A 25,839-nucleotide genomic window follows, 5' to 3' on the forward strand; every position below is an offset into this window, starting at 1 on the left:
TTTTTTGCAAATACTTAGAAGGTTAAAGAGAGGGATTCATAAATCAGAAATATATCAATCGATCATTCAGCAGCTTCGGACCATTGAATCTGAAGAACAAGTCCGCATTTTGTATGCGTGTGAAACGGGGCAATGGAACTGGTAAGCTGGATGACTCCGAAGGGTCACATTTCGCCAGTATGGCCGGAAGCCGCCGGGGCGAATTGACGCTGCTAACGGTTGATACGATTAGAACTGGTCAAATGGGTGTAACCTTTTATTATGCGGGTAAGAGGTATGGCTGGCAGAACCTATTCCATCTTCCTGTCTTAATGTGTACACTCATAGTTGAATAAGAACGTCTTTTGGTAGGAGGCAGAATCACATGGACGAAATTCCAGATCATTTAGATCACGGATTACAAATTGTTTTTATTGGATTTAACCCGAGTATCCGTTCTGGCGAGGTTGGGCATCATTACGCGAATCCGCGAAATAATTTCTGGAGAATCTTACACAATTCAGGACTTACTCCTCGGTTGTACGACGCGTCTGAGGACGGAGAGCTGCTTAAGCTGGGTTATGGTTTTACGAATATTGTTGCCAGGCCAACACGCGGGATCGACGATATCACTCGTGAGGAATATAATGAGGGCCGCGAGTTGCTTCGTTCCAAGCTGGCGCTTTATCGCCCACAAGTCGCTTGCTTCGTTGGAAAAGGTGTATATACAGAGTTTAGTCGGAGAAAAAAAGCAGAATGGGGATTTCAAGGAAACGTGTCTCCAACGGTAGATGGTGTGCGTGAATTTGTCGCCCCCTCTTCCAGTGGATTGGTTCGAATGCCAATGGAGGAGATCGTAGGGATCTACCGTAGGTTAGCTGAGTTTACACAAGAGAGCGATGGCTGACTCGGGAGACTGAGTTGGAGGGAACAGAGGGTGGAATGCTGAGTAGTGGCGTATGTGTAGGGGGAGTTGTGGAGAAGCTGAGAAATGCCGCTAGTAACACGAAGGAGCAACTTCATGGATGAGCTATCGGCTATCGGACTCGACAATGATTGCCATATAGCGTAGTAGAATTAGAAGCCCTTATATACCTTATAACACAGCTTGCTACAGTTCTGACTCACTCTTGGCTATCTCCCATCAAGTCCCTGTAATCCGCCACGCCCGAAAAGCTTTGAACATAAAACGAGCAAGATTCCAGTTGGAATCTTGCTCGTTTTATGTCTTCAAAGGGTTGTATAGGCTAAGTCTCGATCAACAACAGGATGATAGAGGATAAGGATAGACAAACGCTGATCAAGCATAACACGGCAACGACTTGCTTTTGGCTCAGACCTGCACGGAGCAGGCGGTAATGAGCCTGGGTTGCGTCGGCCTGATAAATGGACTTGCCTTGGATAAAGCGTTTGACGACGACAAAAATATTGTCGAAGATCGGAACGCCCAGCGCCAGAATCGGGATGAACAGCGACAGGGCCGTGGCTTGCTTAAACGCACCGTCGAGTGCGATTACCGCAAGGATGAAACCAAGAAAGGTAGCCCCGGCGTCGCCCATAAAGATTTTGGCAGGCGGTTTATTATAACGTAGATAAGCAATGGTAACGCCGACGAGCGCAATCGCCATAATCGCTGAAGAGGACTGCCCCTTAGTTAATGCGACAATAAATAGTGTTATGGCCGAAATAGCAGTTAAGGCGCCAGCCAAACCATCCATACCATCCGAGAAATTAATGACAGTGGTTACGCCGAAGATCCAGATAATCGTCAATAGAAACTGTAATACAACGGGTAGAACGATATAATCCCCTGAGAAGGGGTTATAGAATCCGGTAAATGCGTTGCCGGAAAAATAAACAAGAACAGCCGCACTTACCTGCACAATCATTTTGGGCAGTGCCGGGAAATCCTTACCCTTTGTTTTGTACCAGTCATCTATGGTACCAATAGTTAATAGCAGCACACCCCCTGCAAACAGTGCGACGGTCTCCATGGAAAATTCCCGGGCAAAGACCAGGTAAGTGATGAAGAACCCGATGAATATGGCATAACTGGCCGTAAGCGGTATAGGTTCTCTATGGATTTTACGCTCAACGTCTTGACGAGGCTTGTCCACAAAATCAAGTCGGAAAGCTAGTCTGCCGAGCGGCGGAATTAGAAAGTATACGATAGAAAAAGACATTAGAAACGATAAAACGTATAATATGACGCTCACCACCGTTTTCTTTTTAAAATAACACAGTTCGCTTAAAACTACCTTAAAAAAGTAAATTTTTGTCGTCTGACTGATAAGTTGACTTGATTGTATCACTGTAGTACCTTTTTGAGAAAAGAGTTTTGGGGGATATGATGAAATACGACGTTATTTTATTCGATGCTGATGATACACTGTTTGATTACGGAATGGCAGAAAGTCACGCGTTATCTAACGCATTTCTACATGTTGGGATGCCCACAGGTGCTGAGGATTATGCTGCCAGTTATCAGGAGATTAATCATGCGCTGTGGCGGGATTTGGAGCAGGGGAAGATTAGTTCTGCGGCATTACGCGTGGAACGGTTTAATCGGTTATTCGCTGCGAATGCGCTGGAGCTAGATCCTGAGGCGTTTAGTGAAGCCTATCTGCGTTTCTTAGGCGAGGGAACCTTTCTGATCCAGGGAGCGATCGAGCTGTGCGAGGAGCTTGCCGGCTGCCGATTAGCAATCATTACGAACGGAATTAAAGAAGTGCAAACTTCCAGAATCCAAGGATCACCGCTTAGTGAAACCTTTGAGCAGATCATTATTTCAGAGGAGGCTGGTTGTCAGAAGCCGGAGACAGGGATTTTTGATTATGCTTTTGCCAAATTGGGGATTTCGGATAGGGAAAAAGTACTGATTGTAGGGGACTCCTTAACCTCTGACATTCAAGGCGGAATCAATTATGGGATCGATACTTGCTGGTTTAACCCGCTCGGTAAAGAGAATTCGTCGGGTGTTCAACCGAAATACGAAATTCGAGTTCTGTCGGAGCTCTTAGACATTGTAGGCAAGACAGCTGATCTTCAATAATAAAAAATAAGGTGTGAGCGCATAGCGACTCACACCTTTTATTAAGTGAGCTGAAGGATCTTATTGCCGAGTATCCAGCGGCTTCAGATAAGCTTCGATTTGCTGGCGTTTCGATTCCAGAAATGGTGGCAGAGCAAGAGATTCACCCAAACTTTCCATCGGCTCATCTGTTGCAAAGCCTGGTCCGTCTGTAGCTAGCTCAAAAAGAATGCCGTTAGGCTCGCGGAAATAAAGGGAGCGGAAGTAAAAACGATCCACGAATCCGGAGTTGGGAAACTGAGCAGTGCGTATATGCTGGACCCATTGCTTCAATTCCTCCTCGTTGTCCACGCGGAATGCGACATGGTGTACCCCGCCTCGACCTAAATGTTCCTGCTCTAGATCATTACGTTCCTCTAGGTGAACCTCTGCACCTGACCCGCCTTCTCCAGTCTCGAATACAATCACATCTGGCTGTCCTGCTACTGTGGAAGGATGAGTGCTTTTGCGGCGGAAGCCAAGCAATTGCTCCAGTACAGCCGCAGTATGCTCTGCACTTTCTACTGTAAGATGTGCGGGACCTAGGCCAATAATCCCATACTCAGCAGGTACCGGGCTTTTTGCCCAAGGGATGCCAGCGGCAACACCCTTATCATTCTCGTCGGATACTAGTATGAAACGTTGCCCTTCATGATCACGGAAGGCTAAAGTTTGGCGGCCGCCGATTGTTTGAATCGTCCCATGCTCAACGTCAAGCTCGGTGAAGCGCTGCTCCCAGTAGAGAAGTGCGGCATCGTTTGGCACCCGAAGGGAGAGCGCGGAAATGCTGTTGTTGCCTGCACGGTTGCGGCCCGCCATCGGGAGCTCGAAGAAAGTTAATTCGGTTCCGGGGTTACCCTTCTCATCACCATAGAATAAATGATACACTGAAATATCATCCTGGTTTACTGTCTTTTTAATGAGACGCAGTCCAAGTACTTCGGTATAGAACCTAAAGTTTTCCTGTGCGTTACCTGTAATTGCGGATACGTGGTGTAGTCCTTTTAATGTTAATGTCATGTGTAATTACCTCCGTGTAAATGCTAAATGTGAGTAAGTTATATTGTGATCTTTAAAATATTAAGTGAGTATTATTAAGCAGCTATAATTTTAATAGTAAAAAGCGGTTTTTGCAAGTAGATGTTTATGCATCATAAAATCCAGTTCATACATAAGGAGAGCGTACATTGCACACAACAACTAGCTTGATGAAACAATTGCAGGAGCTAAAGCTTGATCCACATGGGACTATTCTGGTCCATTCCTCATTAAAAAGCATTGGGGAAGTAGATGGAGGCGCGAACACAGTATTGGATGTACTCAGTGAATATATGAAGGACGGACTGCTCGTATTGCCAACCCATACATGGGCTTATATTAATGCAGACAATCCAAGGTTCTCTGTTCAAGATTCCCCTTCTTGTGTAGGGATATTACCGGAGTTGTTCCGTAAACGTCCAAATGTTACTCGCTCTTGGCATCCGACACATTCTGTAGCGGCTTTAGGTGCAGATGCTGAGGAGTTCACCACGGGAGATGAACGCTGGGATACGCCGTGCGCCCGTGGTTCAGCATGGGGCAAGCTACTTGATCGAAAGGCGGAAATTGTCCTGCTGGGAGTCGATCTTCGGCGGAATACGTTCATCCATGGCATTGAAGAGTGGGTCGATATTCCAGGCAGAATGACAGATACCTGTGAGGAGCTATATACGGTGACGCCGGATGGCGATGAAATCATGGTGCCTTCTCGCAGACACTGTGGCCTCTCTTGGTCTGAGCATTTTTGGAAAGTGGAACGCGAGCTTGAAGAAGGCGGTGCTATGCGTAAGGGGTATTTTGGCGATGCGCTGGTTAGGATATGCGGGACGGTAGAAACAACGAATATTCTAAGCCAGATGCTGACAGAAAATCCTGATCTTTTCTCAGATAATGAGCCACTGCATGGGGAGGACAAGCCTGTACCACTTCCAAAGACTAGGGCGTGAGCAACCCTAGAAGAGGCTAATTGAATGCCGATAAAGCATTTTTCAAACCACACAATCTGGAAGCCGCTATCAATGTATGGTATATTAATCTCACTAAAACATAGTAAGGAGATTGGAAATGGAAAAAACTTTGGTTTTTGGACACAAAAATCCGGATACGGATACGATTTGTTCTGCAATTGCTTATGCTGCACTCAAAAAGGAATTGGGCTGGGATGCTGAGGCAATTCGTCTGGGTGAGGTTAGTGGTGAAACGCAATTTGCGCTTGACCATTTCGGAGTCGCTGCTCCTCGACTGGTAGAGAACGTAGCTGGTGAAGCAAATCAGGTTATTCTTGTTGACCATAACGAACGCCAACAAAGTGCAAATGACATTGATCAAGTGCGCGTGGTTGAAGTTATCGACCATCACCGGATCGCAAACTTTGAAACTGCACATCCGTTATACTATCGTGCTGAGCCAGTAGGCTGTACTGCTACTATTCTTAACAAGTTGTATAAAGAAAACGGAGTTATAATCCCTAAAGAAATCGCCGGATTGATGCTGTCTGCGATCATTTCTGATTCCTTGCTGTTTAAATCACCAACTTGCACTGCGGAAGATGTAGCTGCAGCACGTGAGCTTGCTGAAATCGCTGGTGTAGATGCAGAAAGCTACGGTCTCGACATGCTGAAAGCTGGAGCTGACCTTAGCGACAAGAGTATCGCTCAACTGATTTCCTTGGATGCAAAGGAATTCAAAATGGGTGAATACAAAGTTGAAATCGCTCAAGTGAACGCGGTGGATGTTAATGATGTTCTCTCCAAACAAGCTGAACTGGAAACTGCACTTACTTCCATTATTGCTGAAAAAGAATTGGATCTGTTCCTGTTTGTAGTTACAGATATCCTCAATAACGATTCTGTGGGTCTGGCTCTGGGTCGTGTTGCAGGTGCAGTAGAAACGGCGTACAATGTTAAGCTTGATGACAATAAAGCACTTCTCAGAGGTGTAGTATCCCGTAAATCGCAAATCGTTCCTGTTCTTACAGAAACAATTGCTAAGCTGTAACGCATTTTGACAATTGCACTCGATTCGGTGCAGTAGCATTCATATAAGAGCCACGTCATCCATTGAAAGTTTTAAGGGTGACGTGGTTCTTTTTGTTTTACGACGCATTCTGCTACAATACTTTGAGAGGTAAGAGTAACAACCAACATGTGGAATATAACAAAGAGACAGGGGATATTAAGAATGGAATTGTTTGCAGCACTCGAGCGGGACGATTACGAGGAACTGTTATTTTGTCAGGATAAAGCATCAGGATTAAAGGCAATCATCGCCATTCATGACACGACATTAGGGCCCGCACTGGGTGGGACACGGATGTGGACCTATGCTACAGAAGAGGAAGCGATTGTTGACGCGCTTCGTTTAGCGAAAGGGATGACGTACAAAAATGCAGTATCCGGTCTAAATTTAGGCGGCGGGAAAACAGTGATTATAGGTGATCCCAAGAAGGATAAGAACGAAGCGATGTTCCGTGCTTTCGGAAGATACATACAGGGCTTGAATGGACGGTACATAACAGCCGAGGATGTTGGCACTACAGAAGAAGATATGAACATTATTTATCAGGAGACAGATTATGTTACAGGTACATCTCCTACTTATGGTTCATCGGGCAATCCGTCACCAGCGACGGCTTACGGCGTATACCAAGGGATGAAGGCAGCGGCCAAAGCAGCGTTTGGCAGTGATTCGCTCGAAGGGAAGACTGTAGCCGTTCAAGGTGTTGGGAATGTGGCTTTTTCGCTGTGTAAGCATCTTCATGAAGAAGGCGCTCAGCTTATCGTAACCGATATTCATAAAGAAGCTGTTGGGCGCGCAGTAGAAGCTTACGGCGCCAAAGCAGTCGATCCTGCAGATATTATCAGTACAGATTGTGATATCTATGCTCCATGCGCACTCGGAGCAACGATCAATGATGAGTCCCTCCGGGTAATTAAGGCGAAGGTGATCGCAGGCGCAGCCAACAATCAGTTAAAAGAGGCCTATCATGGCGATACGCTGCACGAAATGGGCATTGTGTATGCTCCTGATTATGTGATTAATGCCGGTGGCGTTATTAATATTGCCGATGAACTGAATGGTTATAATAAGGAACGTGCGTTTAAGCAGGTTTCAAAAATTTACGATAACATCACCCGCGTGCTGGAAATCTCACGTCTAAATGGAATTCCTACTTCTGTTGCGGCAAATCAGCTTGCAGAGGAACGGATTTCCTTATTAAGAAATACTCGTAGTACTTTCCTGCGAAATGGTCAACATGCGCTTAGCAGAAGATCACTCCGGGGATAAGGTGCATAGGTACTTAAATTAGTCTTTCACATGCAAAAGCGCATCAGCGTCGCTAAAGGACGGTAAGCTTATATTTTTAAAAAAACTCGGCAGTCTCTCCGAATCATTTTCCGGATGGGAGCTTGCCGAGTTTTTTAATATATAAGAATTTATAAGTTTCACGCTATATATTATCCTTATATTTCTCTCAATAAACGCTTACCGTCCATTAAGGACGCCGAAGGCGTTTTTGCTTGTTATTGTACTTTTTGTGGTTCCGGGTAAGTGACGCCCAGTGTGTCGACGGTTACTTTCTTCATCACTGGCGGTTCTTCTGGACGATCTGAACTGTCTGTTTTCAAGCCCACAATGGATTTAACCACGTCCATGCCTTCGGTAACTTTGCCAAAAGCGGCATAGCTTCCATCTAGACTAGGATAAGCTGCATCCATAATAAAGAACTGGGAGCCGGCAGAATCTGGAGCCTGCGATCTTGCCATGGACAGAACACCTTCCGTATGCAACAGGTTATTAGTAAACCCGTTTCCAGAGAATTCTCCGGCGATACTATACCCTGGACCACCCATACCGGTTCCATCAGGGTCACCGCCCTGGATCATGAAATTAGGGATCACTCTATGGAATATGGTGCCGTCATAAAATCCTTTTTGAATCAGTGAGATGAAGTTGTTAACCGTGTTAGGGGCAACTTCAGGATAAAGCTCGGCTTTGATGATGCCTCCATTATCCATCTCAATGGTCACAACGGGGTGGCTTGCTGTAGCTGAAGGGAGCCCTTCATTAGCTCCAGGATTTGTCTCGCTGCTAGCGTTATTACCTGCTGCTCCACTGCTGCTTCCATTATTACTGCTGGCATTATTATTGGTAGGCTTATTACCGCAACCTGCTGCAATAACCATCACCAGGCATAACATGACCATTAGGATAGCAGATCTTGCTCGTGTAGACTTCACTAATCAATCTCTCCTTTTTCTTGAATAATCTCGTAGGTACTTCTCATAATAACCTCTTTGTCCCTTTACATGCAAAGGTCAGTTGTGACATGTGGGATTGGCACATTCACAAAAGAGGTTTACAATAATAGGAATGTTTCCGCGAGAACATCAAGAAAGGATGTGTAGATCATGCGCTTTTCATGGAAACGGAACTTAATCGTGCTTTGGGTGGGTGTCTTTTTTTGTAGTACAGCGTATTCGATCTCTATTCCGTTCCTCTCTATTTTTTTGAGTGACGAACTTGGGGTTACGAATCATTTGGAAATTTGGTCTGGGGTTAGTTTTGGCATAACCTTTCTGGCCAGCGCTTTAATTTCTCCCTACTGGGGTTCCTTAGCCGACAAATATGGTCGGAAGCCGATGCTTATTCGCTCGGGCTTCAGTTTGGCAGCCTTATATCTGATTAATTACTTCGTGCATGATCCTTACGTCTTTCTGATCGTGCGCGTACTGCAAGGATTGCTTGCTGGATTTGTTCCCGCTGCGATAGCCATGGTGGCTACGAACACACCTGAGGATAAGACCGGTTATGCGCTGAGTATTATGTCTACAGCCGGAGCAACGGGCAGTATCATTGGTCCATTGATCGGCGGTGTAGTGAGTTTTTACACAAGCAATCGGGTTGCTTTTTTATTCTCAGCAGGTATTGTACTCGTTTCGGCACTTATCGCTACTTTTTTTGCTAAAGAAGAGAATTTTGACCGATCTGCTCCGAGGTCTCATGTAAGTGATGATATTAAGGAAGCGCGTAGCAATCGCGCATTTATGACTTTGCTATCGCTGGCGGGAATAAGCACCTTTTCTGTTATGATTCTGGAGCCGCTTATTCCGATACATCTGCTAGACATGGGAATCGCCAAAAGCAGCGCCTCACTAAGCTCAGGAATTGTATTCTCCGCTGTGGGTATTGCTACTGTGCTAATGGCTCCGCAGTGGGGTAGAATTGGAAGCCGGAAGGGTTTCGGGATGATCTTGTTCATTGGATTAATCGGTGGAGGTATCGGTAATATTCTGCAGTTCTTTGTTACAGGGTATGTGGAATTCGCCGTTCTTCGTTTTGCCTACGGCTTGTTCTATGCAGGTGTGCTTCCATCTGTAAACGCAATGATTGTACAAGTGATTGAACCCGGGTTTCGTGGACGTGCTTTTGGTCTCAACCAAGCGGCATCTCAACTCGCGACAATGGCCGGGCCTATTATAGGCGGCTTACTTGGGGCATTTATCCAGATCCGCTGGGTGTTTGTGATCAATGGGGTGATGCTGCTTGTAGCAGCGGTATTGGTTAAGACCCGTAAGCTGGATTCCCAAATTGCAGCAGCGCGTTCAGCAGAATAACCGGCAGCAACAAGAATAACCCTTTCTGAGACCAGTGCTCATATTGAAAGACAAATAAAGCCGCCGGATCCTATTCCGGCGGCTTTATATAGTCTAATCTCCCTGTGATCCGTTTAAGATGTCCGTTCCAGGCATTCCATCTACTGGTGGTGAAGCAGGGTCGATGATGGATCCTGGATACACCTCATCTGCATCAGGAATATCTTCCAGTGGCGGATCCTCCTCTTCCATCTCTAGCAGCTCCTCGTCATCATCAGTATCGCTGCTTGTTAGTCCTGCCGTTTCAGCAGCCAAGAATGCATCGGATTCCAGTAAGTCATTTCTTTCGAGTGTTTCCTCAGGTTGGTTTAAACCAATATCCGCCGCCAAATATTTATCGCCAACCAATACGGGGTCGGCATCTTCATTGACAACATCCTCTACATCAATATCAGCTTGTATATAACGCTCGTATGCAAAGTCGGCCTCAGTTTTATTAGGTGTATCTTCCATAGCCGTTCACTCCCTCGGTAGGTTAAGATTTGGACTTCTCATATGTATCTTTACCCGATTGCCTATGTTCGAATCGGTTTATAAATAATCAGGGAAATAACGCTGATAAATAACGTCTTTTTTCGAGGGAATTAACAAGAATAGGCAGGAATAGTGCGAAGGTTGTCGAAATTAAGAATCATATATGATCATTTAAACAACTAATGAATTACTGAGGTGCTACGATGAAGTTGCCAAAACCAAAGATAGCGGCTTCTTTGCTATTATTTCTATTGCTAACAGCAATAGTGTCTTACGGTGCGGCGATAGTGAGTGCTGGATCATCAGACTCTGCGCTGCCAAGCTGGGAGATTAGATTTGGAAATACAGAAGCAGAGACTGTCGAAGAAGCTGTAGCAGCTGCAGATGATGAATGGATTCGCGTAACGCCTCATGATAACAAACCAGAGACGCCAAAAGGTACATCCTCAGCGTGGCTCCGGTTTTCTTTGCCGCAAATGAGCGAGAAATCCGCGTTATTCATTAATAAGGTATATGGAAATAGCGTCAAAGCTTATGTGAATAACGCGTTAGTATATGATTCTGAGAATAAATACAATTTCAACGGCAGCAAAATTCTAATTCCTTTATCCATAGAAGATGGAGGGAAGGAACTATACATATGGACACACGGAGGAAGCAAGGATTTAGGAATAGAAGGCGAAATAAGAGTAGATCGCTACAGTGAGCTGTTGTCCATTTATGTAAAGCAGGGCTTAATGGATATTATCATTGGGACGACATTTATCTTTATAGCTATTGTCCTGTTTATTTGTTCATTATTCTTGAAAAAAGGATTTTTTACGGACGGATTTTTGTTGGTATTAATTCTCTTATCTATTGGAGTCATAGTGGTTACGTATTCTTCGTTTTTGCCGATCATCCTCGGGGATTATGGGAAAATCGTGCTTGTTTTCTTTGATTTAGCGTTGTACACTTTGTTGCCATCCGTAACCTTTTATTTCGAGAAAATATTCGGTTCAGGGAAAAAACAAATCGTTACCCGATTCCGTAAATTTCAATTGGTATATTCTATATTCTGTCTTTCACTAATGGTTATTAATATCCTTCTGTCGTATCAGCTGGAAGACTTTTATAGATTCATGACTGCTGATATTCTAGGCATCATTATGATTGTGCAATTTATATTATTGGTAAGCTTAGCGTTAATTCATACTTATCGCGGCAATGGAGATGCTATTGTTTTTACTACAGGGTTTACCATCTTTGCATTTATATCTCTTGTCGAATTGATCGTATACTACATATCCAGAGAATCCTATCAATTATATTGGTGGAAGTGGGGGATGATGGTTTTCGTATTATCCTTAATCGTCATTCTGGGGAGAAGGTTTACGAGAAATCACGAGCAACTTGTTGAATATTCTCGTAAGCTTGAAACGTTTAATAATGATTTGCAGCGTTCCGAGAAAATGGAGATTATAAGTGAATTGGCGGCTTCTGTAGCGCATGAGGTACGGAATCCTTTACAGGTAACCCGTGGTTTCCTTCAGATCCTAGGAGAACGTTCAGATTATAAGGAGAGGGAATATATGCAGATGGCTATCGCAGAACTGGATAGAGCTACGGTGATTATCTCAGACTTCCTTACCTTTGCTAAGCCAGGGCTAGAGACCATTGAGAGGCTTGATGTATCCGAGGAGTTACGGCATGTGTCGGGTATTCTCGCTCCGCTTGCAAATTTGCAAGGGGGAGTCATTGAACTCAACCTGCAGTCAGAACTCTGCGTGATTGGATCATCTGCCAAATTTAAACAAGCGTTTATTAATATTATAAAAAATAGCATCGAAGCCTTGCAGGATAATGGACTTATTAGAATTACGGCCTGGAAATCCGAAGGCCATATAATGATTAGTGTACGTGATAATGGAGAAGGGATGAGTGGTAGTGAACTGGCCCGACTGGGTGAGCCTTATTACTCTAATAAAACAAAAGGAACAGGGCTTGGACTTATGGTAACCTTCCGAATAATTGAGGCGATGGAAGGGTCAACTGAGTTTCAGAGTGAGAAGGGGGAAGGGACGGAGATTATTATTAAATTGCCAAAGGCTAGAAAAAATTAGGAGAATTTAATGATTATTCCGTTTTTTAGAAGGAAAGGGTAGCATAGTGAGCGAAGTAGTAACACACAGAATATTGTTTCTGAAACTTCCTTCTGAGGTGCCTATATGCGCTTGATGGTTAGAATACTCCACATTACAATCACCCTTTCACTCCTCCTGATAGGTTGTGGCTCTATTATTGTATCGGCGGCGAACCCAAATCCACCCCAAGAAATTACAAAGTGGCAAATGAAATGGGGGGATGAAACAGGAAATGCAGGAAAAGAGATTCCGTGGAGTGAAGGCCAGCAAGGCTGGATGAACATAGATTCTAAGAAGGGACTCCCAGAGTTACCTTCAGGAGTATCCTCTTCTTGGACCCGCATTTCCTTACCCGTTTTAAGTTATGTGTCTCCTTCGGTGTATATCGATACTTTATATGCTCTTCATGTGAGAGTGTATGTGGAGGATCGTTTGATCTTCGAGGAAAATCGTAAATATATCAAGGATAACTATTCTTTGCTGTTGCCTTTAAGTAAAGAAGATAACGGGAAAACACTATATATCTGGACAGAAACCATGCAAGACAGAATTGGAATTAAAGAAAGTGTAATGATCGGTGAACATAGTCAATTAATTAATGAATATATTGAGAATGGACTAAGTGATGTGATTTTGGGCTGCGCTTTTTTTCTGGTGGCTATCGTTCTATTTATAAGTGCTCTATACATAAACAAAGATTATTTCTCCAGTGTTGCTTCACTAGCAGTAGTTATAGCGGCTACTGGAATCCTTTCTATAACCTACTCCCCCTTCATCTATACCTTTTACAATAAATTGGGGCCAATTAGTAACGTATGCTTAGACTTAGCCCTTTTTTCACTTCTCCCAGCGCTTACCTTTTTATTTGAGAAATTATTCGGTAGTGGTAAATTCAGTATCATTCGAAAATTTCGTCAATTTCAAGTGCTTTACTCTTCTTTTGGTTTGTTATGTCTTTTAATCAATCTCCTATCCAATAATCACTATATTAAGTTCTATTATTTTATTTCTACCACCATTATAGGGTTTATCCTTATCCTCCAATTCATCCTGCTGATCGCATGTGTGGTTATATTCTCTCTTAAAGGAAATAAAGATGCTATTGTGTTTGCCATTGGATTTGGAACCGCTGCGTTTACTGTAGTTGCAGAGCTATTATGGTATTACATCCAAAAAGGGAATTATGATTTGTTCTTGTGGAAGTGGGGGCTGGTTGCTTTCATTATTTCCTTGATCGTAATTCTGGAACGAAGATTAGCCTTTAACCATCAACAGGTTGTTAATTACTCTAGAGAACTAGAGCGTTTCAACAATGAATTGGAGCGTTCGGAAAAAATGGAGATCATTAGCGAGCTTGCTGCATCTGTAGCTCATGAAGTAAGAAACCCACTACAAGTCACTCGGGGCTTTCTGCAGCTGCTTAGCGAGAAATCTGTTAACGAAGAGCAAATTTATATGTCAATGGCCCTAAGTGAACTAGATCGTGCATCCAATATTATTACTGATTTCTTAACCTTTGCTAAACCAGAATTTGAGACGATCTCTAGTCTGAATTTATATGATGAATTCAAGCATATTGAGAGTATTATGCAGCCCCTGTGTCACATCAATGGAGGGAAAATGATTCTGGATGTATCCGGTCAATTATGGGTAAAAGGAAATTCCTCGAAATTTAAGCAGGCGTTCATTAACATTATCAAGAACAGCATTGAATCATTCAGTGAGGAAGGGTTCATTTATATGTCGGTGTATGGTGAAGATGATAAAGTGATTATTCACATCAAAGATAACGGGGAAGGAATGGACCCTGATGTTCTGCACCGACTAGGAGAACCATATTTCACCAAAAAAAATAAAGGAACAGGTTTAGGATTGATGGTCACCTTCCGCATCATTGAAGCTATGCAAGGTGAAGTGAGATTCACAAGCAAAAAAGGAGTAGGAACCGAATCCATTACCATACTGCCACTGGCAGAAGCTCCGGATGATTCCTACTCCCTATGAGGTTAATCCTGCTGTCTTACCAAGAACCGCGTGGTGCTGCGGTTGCTTTCAATACATCTGATGATGGACTTGGTGGGATTACAAGATAGAATTCATTTGAACCTTCTTCAACGGCTTTCAAGGTAACGCTGTCGGGAATGATTACGCCTAGCGCTTCTTGGAGAGCTGCTTTTGGATCTGCGAGTAGTCTTTGCTTAAAACTTGGATCTTCCCATGCCTTTTGAATGACTTGATTTCTAAGAACTGCTTCTGACATAATAATCACCCTTCCCAAAATGTATATATTTACCTTTAATAATATAACATAGCAATTGTGCTAATACTATTCTTTTTATTACAAAATAATAGAATTATTGTATATTTTTTGACAAATAATAAAACAAGCCTCCACCTTGTAAAAGCTGCTTTTCTGCTTCAATGGAATCGGAGATCTGTTGTAAGTTCGTCACCAACATGGAGTGGAATGCTAGGAGATGAGGTACATCCAAGCTGGAAGCCATTACTTTGCGATGCGTATCCTGCGCTAGCTCAGCATAGGTACGTAGTCCGTTTGCTGTAAACAGGAAGAATTCGACCTCTTTTGATGTGAGTGTGGTTGCTTTATCAGCGGATAGATAGCTTCGTGTGAGTGAGAGGAGACAATTATAGCTGCCTTCTGATAAATCTTCGTTCCAGTCTTCATAGTCGTCAAGCATTTGCAGTGTAAGTAGAACAGAGTCGATCATTTCCTCAGACTGCGGTACAAGAGAATCCTTACCAGATAACAGAAGGGCAGCGGTGCTGGATAGTTTGAGCGGACTGGCTTTATAAGGGATCTTGATCCGATCGTTAAGAAAATAATCACTGGCGGTTTCATTACTAACACTGTCTGCCCATTGGGCGATATAACGATTGAACGATGTCCAGAAAGAGGAGTCATTCGGAAACAAAAGTCTGTAGATATTCAAAAATTCAACATAGAGTAGGTTCGCTAAAGGCAGTCTTTCGTATGTAGAGGATTCTTTGCTGTCTATCAGGTCATCCTGTATGAAAAAATATAGCATGAAGAAGACATTGCCCATCGACATTTGACGGGTGATTTCTGCTGAGAGTCCACAGCTTTTCTGAAGCCAAAAGGGCAATAGATAACATATGTAATTTTTGTGGCTTTCCGCATTGAATACGTTAAAATGTTCAAGATAGGACATGCCTTGTGAATTTAGAGGCTCAGGAAATTCGGAGATGATCTTTCTACTTTCTTGAAAGACTAAGCGGAGTTCTTCTTCATAATCATTTAGCCAATCCATTGCATCCCTCCTACAATAAAATTGCAAAAAACTGGTTCTTTCGCCCTGATTATATCCTTCTCTTTATTCCATTACAACTAAAATTTAGGAGGTTTAAGGACGAATGGAGTGTTATACTTTTGGACAAATGCTTATGACTATTCGAATGGGGCAAAAGGCTGAAACGCCAGACGGCCGCATTGTAATGCGTACCTCTTCGGGACTTATTTGGACCAATGGGATATTGAATGGAAAAACAGTGGAAATCAAAAATTATTTGTTCTCTGATCTTTGGCAAATCTATGAGGATGAGGAAAGCATGAAAGAGGGAATTGGCAGAGAAAAGCATGAAGAACGGGAGCGGGAAATGCTTGAAAATCAATATGAAGAGCTGCGCTTAGCGAGTCGGAAACGTTAAGTTCAACGTTCGACTCGCCAATTGCAGCTTTGATGAGGAAATTACTCCGATTTCAATGCTTCATATTGTCCTCTTAGACGTATAAGTCTCCAAATACTTTGATCTAGGCCGCCGGGTCGGTTGCGCTCGGTCCACAATAGACGATACTGATGAAGAAGAACATTCAAATCATTGATTTGTTCTGTAATCAGATTAGGGTCAATCGTATCTGGCGCGGACGCCAGCTGCAGTTTAATTCTTCCAAGCTGCACAGCATGCTTCACAAAATGGATTCCGTTACTCAGTTCCTTAAGAACAAGATCAGCATCATCACATTGAAGATCAAGCCCCGAGAGACGTGTCTCGATAGAGAGCATGTATTCTTCGAGATTGTTGAAATGATCTTCGGTAAGTTTCTCTACAATTAACAAATTGTCGAGATTAGTACGAAGGAGCAGGGACATTTCCGTATCATTTGAACGAATAATCTCGGATTCAAGCTGATAGTAATTGCCCAGATCAAGAAGTAGTTGACCAATACCCTCGGAACGATCCGCGAAGATGAATGTATTCAAATATTTTGCAGTGTCTACATCTAAATTGTTATCTACATTCCAGGAAAGCGCAGCACCATAAACATATCCAGTGTAGCTGATTGGGAGATGCTGCCAGTGCCCATGATCACCCCAATCGGTAATGAGATAGCCGATAGAACCATTATTTTTGCCATGAATAGCTGCACTACGCAGATTGGCAAACATATTGTCGCTACGCCCTGTAATGGAGTTCCATGAGCTGGTACCTGGGCAGACATAGAAAGGAATACCTGCTTCACGGAATTTGAGGGTATCCGATTCAAAAGGATGTTCCGCACTGTAACCCCATTCCATAGCAATAATATCTTTAGGCAGGTGAGGGATTAGTTCGGGATGTTGGATAATAATATCGCCCCAGAATTGCATCGTCTTGCCGCGTTTCGTAACAAGCTCATAAATCTTCTGCAGAAAAGATAAATAGATCTGACCCTTGCCTTGTGATTCAGCCAGCGCTTTGCTTTTGCCAAGACCAAGCTCATACGTCTCATCACAGCCTACATTAAATTGATTAGAGGAGAAGTATGGAAGCAGATCGTCGAACATTTTTTCTAGCAGAGGGAGCACAGCAGGATCTTCGGTATCAAACGTACCGGGATGCATAAATAGTCCTTCTGGATATACATCCCCCATGTACAATTCCTTGGGAAGCATAAATCCCTCTGGAATTTCGGCTAAAGCATTGAATTCAGGACGGGAAAGCCAGCCTTCCATATGTCCAAAGCTGTTCTGGTTTGGAACAAGCTCAATATAACGCGCTTTACAGTAGGCATCTAGAAGCAAGATTTCCTCTCCTGTGATTGGAGTCTCAAGCTCCCACACTTGAGGGAAAGATTCATACGCGAACGGCGTACCTTCTATATATAGCTGAAGCTGGTTCATCTTCAGATCGGCCATAAGGTCAATGATTCGGTACAAGGTTTCTTGCTTCGGAATTTTATTGCGGCTGATATCAACGGTTATCCCTCTGGCTCCAAAATCAGGTTCATCGCGAATTTGCAGATGAGGAATAGATCTGCCGCTTTGTTCAATGATTTGTTTCAGTGTGGCTACTGCGTAGAAGGCACCGACAGGTGAGCTATAGGAGACAACGATACCGCTCTGATCAATAACTATTTCGTATGCCTGCTCAGATAATGATGGCACATAGCTAAAGATACAAGCGGATACAACCGTTGGACGTGTGCCAATAGATAAGGTCAAATGAAGATTTAAGGCTTGTTTAATCACAGCTTGCAGCTTTTGTGCAGCAGGCATTGAACTTTGCTCTCCCGTACTAGGAAGCACAATGCTTCCGCTGATTGGGAAACGGTATGAGCCTTGCGACAATGTGATTTCACGCGGATTAGGCAGAAGCAGTAGTGTAGAATGATTAAGCATAGCGTGGACACCTCTTATTCATGTAGAATATGATCAAGTTCACAATAACCTTATCACTACTAAACAGAGGGAGGAATGTCTATAATGTCCAAGCACATGGATTATATGATCAGTCCCTATCCAATACGAATTATTGATCCGAAGGTTGAGTCCTCTAAGCTGAAGCTTAAAAATATTAGAGTCGGACAAGCCGGTCATTTGCCTGGAAGAACGTTATTCCGTTCAGGCGTAGTTTTTGAACACTGGGCTATTGTTTACATAGTATCAGGTGGTGGCACCTATAGGGAGACTTCGGGGAAAGAACAGCAGGTGCGTGAAGGCAGCTTATTCTTTTTTCGTCCAGGATACAGTTATAATTTCGGTCCACCGCATGGAGGGAGCTGGGATGAGTATTATATTAATTTTAATGGGACACGTGTATCGGAATGGCTGGAGTCGGGGCTAATCGCTGGCGGGAATGTGTTCCAAGCGAATTCGATCATGGGACTTTCGGCCTTATTTGAAGAAGTGCTAGAGCGGATGGAGAGTGGAGAACCTGCAGATGCGGATCGGGCCGCACTACTCGTTGAAAGGATGCTATTGGAGTGTTCTTTTATAATAGAAGAAAAAAGTTGGAATGCCCAGGCAGATTATATGCGTCAGATTCGGGAGGACCTGAATTTATGCATTTATGGTGAAATGGACCTAGATCAAATTGCGGCAAAACATCATATCTCCATGTCTACCCTTCGTCGTCTTGTTCGGCGTAGTAGCGGGTATCCGCTTCATGAATATATTCACCGTCTTAAAATGGCTGAGGCCAAAAAGCTGCTTCTCAATACCTCATTACAAGTGAAAGAAATATCGGGCATGCTTCATTATAATGATCCTTTCTATTTTTCACGTTTATTTAAAAAATATATGGGAATTGCGCCGCAGCTTTGTCGAAGTAACATATAAATCGACATTATACTACTAGAGTCCCAATGAGAATTGTTATAATTGTTTAATTATTGTCGTTTTATAAAATTTATTTTAAATTATGGATTAATATTACATAAATACGTTAGTTCTTAATAACTATAGTGGATAAAATGACAAATTTTAGGTATAAAATCTCCTGAAAAAATAATAAATTTTTTGTAACTATTTTTCAAATGGAAGCGCAAACATGGGAAATGTCAACTTGTTATTGTGATTTTTCTCATGTATGATGCTTTTATCGAGCACAGCATAATCTCGCATTTTCCAAAAAAACTGGAGAATAGGGTGGTGGGATGAAAATCAAGCCAACTGCAGAAGACAAACTGATTGAGTATTACAGGTACTTCTCTTTGTCCCTCACATCGCTCATGTATCTTCTAGATAAAACGGGACCTTCCGTAATTTATAAATTCCTTGTTATTGCCATACTCTTTCTGTTTGCACAAACGTTCTCATTTGGTTATCGGAGGTTACGAAGCAGGCCAAAGACTCTCGTCCTGGCTGTTAGTATAGAGATGGTGGGAATTATTGCATTGACCTTGTTTACCGGTGGGTACGAGAGTTCTTTTAGGCTCTATGTGCTAAACCCTGTATTGATTGCTGCAGGTTCATTGTCCATTTATTTTGGATGGTCGCTGCTGTTAAGTTACATCAGTATTTTTGCGGTGCTCTGTTATTTTTTTATCAATTCTGCGAACAAAACTTTTCTGGAAATTGTATTTGTAAATGGGAATCTGTTTCTAACACTGGTACTTACGGTTATAATAATGCAGATCGTTAATCGGATGAAGCGGCAACGTGAAGAATCAAATGCCCGCACGAAAGAGACGATGGAGCATATCAAATCGCTGTACCATATCGTGGAAACCTCAAGCCAACATGATTTCATGAATATCGGTCAAGTGATCACCGATTATGTTGTTAAGCTAACGAAGCTAGATAAGGCTTTGTTTTGGTTCGCCAAGAAAAGCGGAGAACCAGCTCCGCAGAGCAGGCAGACCGGCTGGCAGCAGGAGGAGGAACAGTTCCTATTCTCAGAACTGGGAAAACATGAGCATGAATGGAGATTGCAGCGAGAGCCTATTTTTAGAAATCTTCCGGGATTAGGAGATTTCCTGCTGATGCCTGTACGGATGAGCACCCGTTTTGTAGGGATGATTGGACTCAAGCTGGAGTCTACAGAGGGGCTGGAAGGCCGCAGATGGTATATTCAACAATTGATATTCTTATCTGAGCTAAGTGCGAATATTCTTGAAAGGCATGAGCTTGGTGTGATTGAGAACCGGCTGATCATCACGAACGAACAGAACCGGATTGCGGATGAAATGCACGACAGTGTATCCCAGAGCCTTTTTGGTATTGTGTATGCGACGCATTCGCTGAAGGAATCGTGGAAGAGAATGTCAGATCATGAGCTAGAAGAACAAATTGAGCTTATTCATGACTCTGCTACAAAGGTTGCTAAAGAACTGCGGATCACGATCTACAGTCTTAGCTCCAAAAAGAGTGGCGGGCCTACATGGTTGGGCATGGTAAGATCACATTTGAAGAGCTTATCCAGATTAAATGATGTTGATATTGAATTAAAAATAACGGGAGATGATTTCAGTCTCCCTTATCCTTATCACAAGGCGCTTTTTCGAATTATCTCTGAAGCTACTGGAAATGCCATCAGGCATGGCGCTGCCAGTCGAGTGGATGTAGAACTGTCTCTGAAACCGACTTGGATCCGATTATTGATTTATGACAATGGTGTTGGTTTTGATACTGATTTGTTATGGATTGAATCCGAAGATAGTGCAAGTGGGCTTGGCATGAAGAATATGCAATATTTGACGCAGTCGCTAGGTGGCGACTTCCAGCTGTCCAGTAATGAAAATATGGGAACGAGAATCTTGATTTCCATTCCTGTGGGTGTAGCTGAATTAAAGAATGCATAAACTTTAGGGCGGGAGGTCGTTTCTATGAAAATCGTCATTGTAGATGATCATCCTCTAGTTAGAAGAGGGCTGGCATCCGTTATTTCGATGCAACCAAATGTGAAGTTTGCTGGAGAGGCGACGAACGGCCAAGAAGCGCTTCTTGTGATTGAGGAGACGCAGCCTGACCTTGTACTCATTGATCTTAAATTAGCGGATGAATCAGGACTTGATGTCATCAAGACGGCACGTGCTCGAGGTATCGTTAGTAAGTTTATTCTGTTGACATCCTCTGCAAGCAGAGAGGATTTTCTGAAAGCTGAGGAAGTGCTGGTAGACGGATATGTACTAAAAGAGGCATTGCCAGAAGAGTTACTATTTGCTATCCAGTTGGTCTATAAAGGAAGAAAGTATTATGATCCTGGTCTGATGGAAGATAAGATGCGAATGAGTGGAAGCAGTCCAACAGATGAATTGACCCCTAAAGAGAAGGAAGTCTTAATCGAGCTGGGACAGGGCGCTTGTAACAGAGAAATTGCCTCACGTCTTTTTATTAGTGAATTTACAGTGAAAAAGCATGTCAGTCAGATTTTAGCGAAATTACAGGTGGCAGATCGTACACAGGCAGCGCTTTACGCAAATGCTGTTGGATTGACCAAATATGAAATGTCATATGAGTGAAAGCTGAAATGCTTTATAAGCAGCATCGTACATAAACACGGACAGGATGTCCGTGTTTTTTTGTGCGTCAAAACTTAAATTAGCCCTAAATATGGCACTAAAGTATACCTCACCCCCCTCTTAAGGAGTACAACATCTTACTCCAAAGTGAAGAGGAAAGTAATGGTATGAGCCATGTGGCGAATGGTGTGGATTGATAGAATTAAAGCAACAACTGAAACTTTCATGAATGCTTTCAGAATGTAATTTTAGCGGAAGGAGGGTTACTGTGGAAAAGACGATTCTGGATTACATTAACCTGATTAAAAAAAGGTTTTGGCTCATCATGGTGTTCGTTTTGATCTCCTGTGCTACGACTTACTACGTTAGTAAAAACTTCGTTGAACCCGTCTATTCCGCTTCCGGACAGCTGCTTGTCAACAACATTGCCAAGGCTCCCGAGAGCAACAATCTTAACGATTTGAGCTTTAGCCTGAATTTAATTGAGAGTTACAAGGAAATTATGAAGTCACCGACCATCATGAAAAGCGTAATAGAAAATCACCCGGAGTTTGGTCTGACGGCTGATGAACTAAGTCAGAAGCTTGAGATTAAAACTTCAGAGAAGAGCCAGGTAATCAACCTAAATGTTCAGGATGAAGACTACAACAAAGCTGCCGGGATCGTAAATGCGGTTTCGCAGACATTCATTCGTGAATTGCCATCGCTGATGAGGGTTGACAATGTTACCTTGCTGACACCGGCCGATCCAACTGATGTTCCAGGGCCCTCGAACGGCGGGTTTGCGATGAATCTCATCATCAGCTTTGTTGTATCGCTTATGGCTGCCCTAGGAATTATTTTGCTTATGGAAACACTTAACGGCACATTAAGGTCTGAAAAGGAAGCGGAATATGACCTTGGTCTTCCGGTAATTGCTTCAATCGCAACCATTCGTAAACGCGATTTGGGTAAGGCGGCAGGCGGGAACACAAGGGTGAAGGAGGGTGCTTATGTTACGGCTAAATAAGAGTCTGATTACTGATGCTAATCCATCCTCACATATCTCGGAATCGTTTCGTTCGCTACGCACATATATACGCCAGCTTGGAATAACGCAGGGTAGCGGAGGAAAAGTGCTGCTCTTTACGTCAGCAGAAGCTGGAGCAGGCAAGACGACAATCTTGTCGAATCTCGCGGTTTCTTTCGTCCAGGATGGCAAGAAGGTAGCAGTGGTGGACTGCAATCTGCGACATCCCGGTCTTCATACAGTGTTTGAAATAGAGGGCAGTGACGGGCTTGCGGCTTATTTAAGTGGGCCAGAGGAAGCGGATAACATCGCTGTCCTCGGAAATCTGGCCAATCTCTCGGTTATCCCGGCGGGGAAAACGCATGTTAGTCCGCCGGATTTGCTAGGTAACCTTAAAATGACCGCTTTGCTTGAGGAACTAAAAGAAAACTACGATCTGATCCTGCTGGATTCTCCTTCGGCAGTCGATTTCAGTGATGCTCGTATATTGGCACCTCAAACGGACGGCGTGATCCTGGTGGCCAGATACGGAAAGTCCAAACGGGAATCGATTCGTAAAGCGAAGACACTGCTTGAACAGACCGGCTCTAATCTAATCGGAATTGCCATGAACCAGGCGAAGTAAACGTTTATGCTTTCGAAGTGAGTTTTGCTCGAAGTGAAATCATTGTAGCTAATGCTTACAAAACTTTTAGGAGGTAAAGTGCGATGAAAAAAGTGAAAAAAGTAATCATACCCGCGGCAGGACTAGGTACTCGCTTTCTTCCTGCAACGAAAGCCATGCCTAAAGAAATGCTTCCGATTATCAATAAACCAACCATTCAATACATTGTTGAGGAAGCTATTGCTTCCGGTATTGAAGATATCATCATTGTTACTGGTAAAGGTAAAAGAGCCATTGAGGATCATTTTGACAATGCGTTTGAGCTGGAGTCTAGACTTCTGGAAGATGGAAAGCTGGATCTGCTAAAAGAGGTTCAGCGTTCAGCCAAGGTAGAAATCCACTATATTCGCCAGAAAGAACCAAAGGGTCTGGGGCATGCCGTATGGTGTGCAAGACGGTTTATCGGTGATGAGCCATTCGGTGTCATGTTAGGCGATGATATCGTCACAGGAGCCGTACCTTGTCTTAAGCAGCTGATCGATCAATATGAAGAAACACAAAACTCGGTGATTGGAGTTCAAGAGATTCCTGATGAATTCACGAATCGTTACGGTATTATTGAACCGGATTTACAGGACGGTAAATTGTATCGGGTTAACAATTTTGTAGAGAAGCCGCCACTAGGTACGGCACCATCCAATCTGGCAATCATGGGACGTTATGTGTTTACTCCGAAGATCTTTAAGTATCTCGATCTGATGGAAGAAGGTGCTGGCGGAGAGATCCAATTGACAGATGCCATTCAGAAGCTGAATCAGAGCGAACGGGTATATGCCTATAATTTTGACGGAACAAGATATGATGTCGGTGAGCGGCTTGGATATATTTTAACAACACTTGAATTTGCACTGCAGAGCGAAGATTTACGCTATCCGGTGATGGATGCAATGTCGGAATGGCTGAATAAAATGGGACAAACCAGCTTGAGTAGTTAAGTTGAGTTCGCAAAATTTTAGATGAGGAGGATGAGCATGCAAAAACTGCCGGAAGACTACGAGGCGGTCCTGCCGAAACTTTACATGCTGCATACCGATGAGAGAAGGAAAGAAGCGGAGTCCTATTTGATAATGAAACGGATGATCGATATCTTTTTTTCCGCTCTTGGTCTTCTCGTGTTAATGCCATTATTTGTTGTCGTGGCGATTCTGATCAAGCTGGAGGATCCGAAAGGAAAGGTGTTCTTTCGGCAAAACCGGGTTGGGAAGAATGAAAAGCAGTTCCCGATGTATAAGTTCAGATCCATGGTTAGTAACGCTGAAGAGTTAAAAGAAAACCTGATGGCTTATAACGAAGTGAGCGGTGCCATGTTCAAGATTAAGAACGATCCGCGGATCACACAGATAGGGAGATTCCTGCGCAAGACGAGCATCGATGAGCTGCCTCAGCTGTGGAATGTGCTAATAGGTCAAATGAGTCTGGTCGGTCCTCGTCCTCCGCTGCCAGAAGAGGTGGCTCAGTATACGGAATATGACAAACAGCGTTTGACGGTTACACCAGGTTGTACCGGATATTGGCAAGTGAATGCCCGAAACAGTGTCGGTTTCGACGAAATGGTACAGCTGGATTTAACCTACATCCATATTCGGAGCACCATGCTGGATCTAAAAATCATTGCTAAAACCGGACTGATGTTACTCGGTTCAAAAGATGCTTATTAATAATGTGGAAATTAGGTGAATGCCGATGCGTGAATACGGAGACGTTCCTAAGCTTTCCATTATCATCTGTACCTACAACAGAGCACCTTTATTGATCAAGACGCTTCAGTCACTTTTAAAGCTGGATCACTTAGAACAGGCGGAGATCATTGTTGTGGATAACTGTTCCAAGGATGATACAGAAGCGTGCGTCAAAAAGTTTATAGGAAAGCATGGAGCTGATGTGGATATCCGCTACATGATGGAGCCTATGCAGGGGCTTTCAGCGGCTAGAAATACAGGGATTCTGGCCTCCAAATCACCGCTGATTGCCTTTCTCGATGATGATGCGATACCTTGCCAGCGATGGATTACAACGATTGTCAGTACTTTCGAGAGTAAACCGGAGGTCATGGCTATGGGAGGCAAAATCGCGCCTATATTCGAAAGTAAACGTCCGGACTGGTTGATTAAACCCTTTGAGCTTCCGTACACCATTGTTGATTTAGGTAACCGGATTAAGGAATATCCCAAGCAGCTTCATCCTTGTGGGGCCAATATGGCGATGCGGAAGCTCGTATTCGACATCAGTCTTTTTCCCCTAGATCTGGGAAGAAAGGGTGATTCTCTACTCTCAGGTGAAGAGACCTGGTTATTCGGACAGATTCAAAAAGAGGGACATTCCATCCTCTATCATCCGGAAATGGCGGTTGACCATTTCGTTCCGGCAGCTCGGTTGACGGAAGACTGGATTATGAGGCGCTATTATAGCCAAGGTATCTCTAACGCTATGAAAAGCGAAGGGTTAAAAGGCAAGCTAATTCTAGTGGGAAAGACAGCTGCTAAGCTCGTGTATATCCTGGCTGATTCTATTCTCTCAAGAAGCAAAGGAAGAAGGCTTTTGAACAAATGCAGGCTGGAGAGTATTCGTGGAACGCTTCATATGATTCTTAATCGGGAGAGGCATTCCGCAGCGGGGTGAGGGA

At 43.5% G+C, this 25,839-nt stretch carries 25 protein-coding genes; 18 read left to right on the forward strand and 7 right to left on the reverse strand.

The window, feature by feature from the left end; translation table 11 throughout:
* Window positions 1-113 precede the first annotated feature (113 nt).
* On the forward strand, window positions 114-335 hold the full coding sequence (locus MHB64_RS04560) for a hypothetical protein (RefSeq protein WP_341133819.1): 222 nt from the start codon (window positions 114-116) through the stop codon (window positions 333-335).
* Between the two features lie 29 nt (window positions 336-364).
* Window positions 365-886 carry a mismatch-specific DNA-glycosylase gene (locus MHB64_RS04565; protein ID WP_094871527.1) on the forward strand — a complete coding sequence of 174 codons (522 nt, stop codon included), beginning with the start codon at window positions 365-367 and terminating at the stop codon, window positions 884-886.
* Between the two features lie 340 nt (window positions 887-1,226).
* Here MHB64_RS04565 and MHB64_RS04570 read toward each other — a convergent pair whose 3' ends face one another.
* Entirely contained in the window at window positions 1,227-2,162 is a 936-nt protein-coding gene (locus MHB64_RS04570; protein WP_094871567.1) for an MraY family glycosyltransferase, read from the reverse strand.
* Window positions 2,163-2,329: 167 nt separating this feature from the next.
* Between MHB64_RS04570 and MHB64_RS04575 the strand changes: the two genes are divergently transcribed.
* A complete protein-coding gene (locus MHB64_RS04575) occupies window positions 2,330-3,031 on the forward strand; it encodes a YjjG family noncanonical pyrimidine nucleotidase (RefSeq protein WP_094871529.1) in 702 nt (233 codons plus the stop codon).
* Window positions 3,032-3,091: 60 nt separating this feature from the next.
* On the opposite strand, the gene MHB64_RS04580 is transcribed toward MHB64_RS04575, so the two are convergent.
* The gene (locus MHB64_RS04580) at window positions 3,092-4,069 is read right to left on the reverse strand and encodes a ring-cleaving dioxygenase (RefSeq protein ID WP_341133820.1); all 978 of its coding nucleotides are present in this window, start codon (window positions 4,067-4,069) and stop codon (window positions 3,092-3,094) included.
* Between the two features lie 167 nt (window positions 4,070-4,236).
* Here MHB64_RS04580 and MHB64_RS04585 point away from each other — a divergent pair, with 167 nt between their 5' ends.
* The 3 genes from MHB64_RS04585 to MHB64_RS04595 all read left to right on the forward strand — a co-directional run bounded on the left by MHB64_RS04585 (window position 4,237) and on the right by MHB64_RS04595 (window position 7,375).
* Complete coding sequence (locus tag MHB64_RS04585) at window positions 4,237-5,034, forward strand: AAC(3) family N-acetyltransferase (RefSeq protein ID WP_341133821.1); 798 nt, start codon at window positions 4,237-4,239, stop codon at window positions 5,032-5,034.
* Window positions 5,035-5,152: 118 nt separating this feature from the next.
* Window positions 5,153-6,085, forward strand: coding sequence for a manganese-dependent inorganic pyrophosphatase (locus MHB64_RS04590; protein ID WP_341133822.1), 933 nt, complete (start codon window positions 5,153-5,155; stop codon window positions 6,083-6,085).
* A gap of 183 nt (window positions 6,086-6,268) precedes the next feature.
* Entirely contained in the window at window positions 6,269-7,375 is a 1,107-nt protein-coding gene (locus MHB64_RS04595; protein ID WP_076283886.1) for a Glu/Leu/Phe/Val family dehydrogenase, read from the forward strand.
* 236 nt (window positions 7,376-7,611) lie between these two features.
* Here MHB64_RS04595 and MHB64_RS04600 read toward each other — a convergent pair whose 3' ends face one another.
* Window positions 7,612-8,295: a peptidylprolyl isomerase gene (locus tag MHB64_RS04600; RefSeq protein WP_094871568.1), complete on the reverse strand. Its 684-nt coding sequence runs from the start codon at window positions 8,293-8,295 to the stop codon at window positions 7,612-7,614.
* Between the two features lie 204 nt (window positions 8,296-8,499).
* Here MHB64_RS04600 and MHB64_RS04605 point away from each other — a divergent pair, with 204 nt between their 5' ends.
* A complete protein-coding gene (locus MHB64_RS04605) occupies window positions 8,500-9,705 on the forward strand; it encodes an MFS transporter (RefSeq protein WP_076283887.1) in 1,206 nt (401 codons plus the stop codon).
* A gap of 93 nt (window positions 9,706-9,798) precedes the next feature.
* Here the strand turns inward: MHB64_RS04605 and MHB64_RS04610 are convergent, their stop codons facing one another.
* The gene (locus tag MHB64_RS04610; RefSeq protein ID WP_094875433.1) at window positions 9,799-10,197 is read right to left on the reverse strand and encodes a hypothetical protein; all 399 of its coding nucleotides are present in this window, start codon (window positions 10,195-10,197) and stop codon (window positions 9,799-9,801) included.
* A gap of 224 nt (window positions 10,198-10,421) precedes the next feature.
* On the opposite strand from MHB64_RS04610, the gene MHB64_RS04615 reads away from it, so the two are divergent.
* Window positions 10,422-12,320 (forward strand): HAMP domain-containing sensor histidine kinase, encoded by a 1,899-nt coding sequence (locus MHB64_RS04615; RefSeq protein ID WP_341133823.1) that lies wholly within the window; start codon window positions 10,422-10,424, stop codon window positions 12,318-12,320.
* A gap of 228 nt (window positions 12,321-12,548) precedes the next feature.
* Window positions 12,549-14,345 (forward strand): HAMP domain-containing sensor histidine kinase, encoded by a 1,797-nt coding sequence (locus MHB64_RS04620; RefSeq protein ID WP_341133824.1) that lies wholly within the window; start codon window positions 12,549-12,551, stop codon window positions 14,343-14,345.
* A 16-nt stretch (window positions 14,346-14,361) separates the two neighbouring features.
* On the opposite strand, the gene MHB64_RS04625 is transcribed toward MHB64_RS04620, so the two are convergent.
* A complete protein-coding gene (locus MHB64_RS04625) occupies window positions 14,362-14,601 on the reverse strand; it encodes an NHLP leader peptide family RiPP precursor (protein ID WP_170880314.1) in 240 nt (79 codons plus the stop codon).
* Window positions 14,602-14,695: 94 nt separating this feature from the next.
* Window positions 14,696-15,631 (reverse strand): hypothetical protein, encoded by a 936-nt coding sequence (locus tag MHB64_RS04630; RefSeq protein WP_094871538.1) that lies wholly within the window; start codon window positions 15,629-15,631, stop codon window positions 14,696-14,698.
* 103 nt (window positions 15,632-15,734) lie between these two features.
* Between MHB64_RS04630 and MHB64_RS04635 the strand changes: the two genes are divergently transcribed.
* Window positions 15,735-16,028, forward strand: a complete 294-nt coding sequence (locus MHB64_RS04635; protein WP_094871539.1) for a hypothetical protein — start codon at window positions 15,735-15,737, stop codon at window positions 16,026-16,028.
* 41 nt (window positions 16,029-16,069) lie between these two features.
* Here MHB64_RS04635 and MHB64_RS04640 read toward each other — a convergent pair whose 3' ends face one another.
* Entirely contained in the window at window positions 16,070-17,980 is a 1,911-nt protein-coding gene (locus MHB64_RS04640; protein ID WP_280787753.1) for a family 20 glycosylhydrolase, read from the reverse strand.
* Window positions 17,981-18,064: 84 nt separating this feature from the next.
* Here MHB64_RS04640 and MHB64_RS04645 point away from each other — a divergent pair, with 84 nt between their 5' ends.
* The 8 genes from MHB64_RS04645 (at window position 18,065) to MHB64_RS04680 (ending at window position 25,835) form a co-directional block, all read left to right on the forward strand.
* Complete coding sequence (locus MHB64_RS04645) at window positions 18,065-18,919, forward strand: helix-turn-helix domain-containing protein (RefSeq protein WP_179281648.1); 855 nt, start codon at window positions 18,065-18,067, stop codon at window positions 18,917-18,919.
* A gap of 317 nt (window positions 18,920-19,236) precedes the next feature.
* Window positions 19,237-20,883, forward strand: coding sequence for a sensor histidine kinase (locus MHB64_RS04650; RefSeq protein ID WP_094871544.1), 1,647 nt, complete (start codon window positions 19,237-19,239; stop codon window positions 20,881-20,883).
* Window positions 20,884-20,907: 24 nt separating this feature from the next.
* Window positions 20,908-21,543 (forward strand): response regulator, encoded by a 636-nt coding sequence (locus MHB64_RS04655; protein ID WP_094871545.1) that lies wholly within the window; start codon window positions 20,908-20,910, stop codon window positions 21,541-21,543.
* Between the two features lie 268 nt (window positions 21,544-21,811).
* Window positions 21,812-22,552: a YveK family protein gene (locus tag MHB64_RS04660; protein ID WP_094871547.1), complete on the forward strand. Its 741-nt coding sequence runs from the start codon at window positions 21,812-21,814 to the stop codon at window positions 22,550-22,552.
* Window positions 22,536-23,177, forward strand: a complete 642-nt coding sequence (locus tag MHB64_RS04665; protein ID WP_094871549.1) for a CpsD/CapB family tyrosine-protein kinase — start codon at window positions 22,536-22,538, stop codon at window positions 23,175-23,177. Before MHB64_RS04660 ends, MHB64_RS04665 begins: the two co-directional genes overlap by 17 nt.
* A gap of 83 nt (window positions 23,178-23,260) precedes the next feature.
* Window positions 23,261-24,151, forward strand: coding sequence for a UTP--glucose-1-phosphate uridylyltransferase GalU (gene galU, locus MHB64_RS04670; RefSeq protein ID WP_036676615.1), 891 nt, complete (start codon window positions 23,261-23,263; stop codon window positions 24,149-24,151).
* A gap of 30 nt (window positions 24,152-24,181) precedes the next feature.
* Window positions 24,182-24,874 carry a sugar transferase gene (locus tag MHB64_RS04675; RefSeq protein ID WP_042124430.1) on the forward strand — a complete coding sequence of 231 codons (693 nt, stop codon included), beginning with the start codon at window positions 24,182-24,184 and terminating at the stop codon, window positions 24,872-24,874.
* 25 nt (window positions 24,875-24,899) lie between these two features.
* Window positions 24,900-25,835, forward strand: coding sequence for a glycosyltransferase (locus MHB64_RS04680; protein WP_094871551.1), 936 nt, complete (start codon window positions 24,900-24,902; stop codon window positions 25,833-25,835).
* Window positions 25,836-25,839 lie beyond the last annotated feature (4 nt).

The organism is Paenibacillus sp. FSL K6-2859 (assembly GCF_038008265.1).
Taxonomy (GTDB): domain Bacteria; phylum Bacillota; class Bacilli; order Paenibacillales; family Paenibacillaceae; genus Paenibacillus_AQ; species Paenibacillus_AQ nitricinens.

Coding starts and splice junctions, on each gene's coding strand:
- MHB64_RS04560 (WP_341133819.1), top strand. CDS start 114: ATGCGTGTGAAACGGGGCAATGGAACTGGTAAGCTGGATGACTCCGAA.
- MHB64_RS04565 (WP_094871527.1), top strand. CDS start 365: ATGGACGAAATTCCAGATCATTTAGATCACGGATTACAAATTGTTTTT.
- MHB64_RS04570 (WP_094871567.1), bottom strand. CDS start 2,162: ATGTCTTTTTCTATCGTATACTTTCTAATTCCGCCGCTCGGCAGACTA.
- MHB64_RS04575 (WP_094871529.1), top strand. CDS start 2,330: ATGAAATACGACGTTATTTTATTCGATGCTGATGATACACTGTTTGAT.
- MHB64_RS04580 (WP_341133820.1), bottom strand. CDS start 4,069: ATGACATTAACATTAAAAGGACTACACCACGTATCCGCAATTACAGGT.
- MHB64_RS04590 (WP_341133822.1), top strand. CDS start 5,153: ATGGAAAAAACTTTGGTTTTTGGACACAAAAATCCGGATACGGATACG.
- MHB64_RS04595 (WP_076283886.1), top strand. CDS start 6,269: ATGGAATTGTTTGCAGCACTCGAGCGGGACGATTACGAGGAACTGTTA.
- MHB64_RS04600 (WP_094871568.1), bottom strand. CDS start 8,295: ATGGTCATGTTATGCCTGGTGATGGTTATTGCAGCAGGTTGCGGTAAT.
- MHB64_RS04605 (WP_076283887.1), top strand. CDS start 8,500: ATGCGCTTTTCATGGAAACGGAACTTAATCGTGCTTTGGGTGGGTGTC.
- MHB64_RS04610 (WP_094875433.1), bottom strand. CDS start 10,197: ATGGAAGATACACCTAATAAAACTGAGGCCGACTTTGCATACGAGCGT.
- MHB64_RS04615 (WP_341133823.1), top strand. CDS start 10,422: ATGAAGTTGCCAAAACCAAAGATAGCGGCTTCTTTGCTATTATTTCTA.
- MHB64_RS04620 (WP_341133824.1), top strand. CDS start 12,549: ATGAAATGGGGGGATGAAACAGGAAATGCAGGAAAAGAGATTCCGTGG.
- MHB64_RS04625 (WP_170880314.1), bottom strand. CDS start 14,601: ATGTCAGAAGCAGTTCTTAGAAATCAAGTCATTCAAAAGGCATGGGAA.
- MHB64_RS04630 (WP_094871538.1), bottom strand. CDS start 15,631: ATGGATTGGCTAAATGATTATGAAGAAGAACTCCGCTTAGTCTTTCAA.
- MHB64_RS04635 (WP_094871539.1), top strand. CDS start 15,735: ATGGAGTGTTATACTTTTGGACAAATGCTTATGACTATTCGAATGGGG.
- MHB64_RS04640 (WP_280787753.1), bottom strand. CDS start 17,980: ATGCTTAATCATTCTACACTACTGCTTCTGCCTAATCCGCGTGAAATC.
- MHB64_RS04645 (WP_179281648.1), top strand. CDS start 18,065: ATGTCCAAGCACATGGATTATATGATCAGTCCCTATCCAATACGAATT.
- MHB64_RS04650 (WP_094871544.1), top strand. CDS start 19,237: ATGAAAATCAAGCCAACTGCAGAAGACAAACTGATTGAGTATTACAGG.
- MHB64_RS04655 (WP_094871545.1), top strand. CDS start 20,908: ATGAAAATCGTCATTGTAGATGATCATCCTCTAGTTAGAAGAGGGCTG.
- MHB64_RS04665 (WP_094871549.1), top strand. CDS start 22,536: ATGTTACGGCTAAATAAGAGTCTGATTACTGATGCTAATCCATCCTCA.
- galU (WP_036676615.1), top strand. CDS start 23,261: ATGAAAAAAGTGAAAAAAGTAATCATACCCGCGGCAGGACTAGGTACT.
- MHB64_RS04675 (WP_042124430.1), top strand. CDS start 24,182: ATGAGCATGCAAAAACTGCCGGAAGACTACGAGGCGGTCCTGCCGAAA.
- MHB64_RS04680 (WP_094871551.1), top strand. CDS start 24,900: ATGCGTGAATACGGAGACGTTCCTAAGCTTTCCATTATCATCTGTACC.